General features: G+C 65.7%; 1 protein-coding gene. It reads right to left on the minus strand.

Annotated elements, in window-relative coordinates; genetic code table 11:
• A partial coding sequence (locus R0J88_RS22385) for an ATP-binding cassette domain-containing protein (protein ID WP_410901226.1) occupies window positions 1-204 on the minus strand: 204 nt, incomplete at its 3' end.
• Window positions 205-248 lie beyond the last annotated feature (44 nt).

Here is a 248-nt window from a genome sequence, read left to right on the forward strand (position 1 = left end):
GACGAAGATCTTGCCGGAGGTGGCCGTCTCGACGCCGGCCAGCATGCGCAGCAACGTCGACTTGCCGCAGCCCGAGCTGCCGAGCAGCGCGAACAGCTCGTTCTTCGCGATGGTCAGGTTCACGTTGTCGACGGCCGTGCTGTCGCCGAACTTCTTCACGACGTTTTCGATGCGCACGAACGCGTCGTTCTTCGAACGGGCCACGGCGGCCGGCTGGGCCTGGCGTGCAGCAGCGGAAGAGGGTATCG

The sequence above is a fragment of the Pseudoalteromonas sp. SIMBA_162 genome (assembly GCF_046535955.1).
GTDB lineage: Bacteria > Pseudomonadota > Gammaproteobacteria > Enterobacterales > Alteromonadaceae > Pseudoalteromonas > Pseudoalteromonas marina.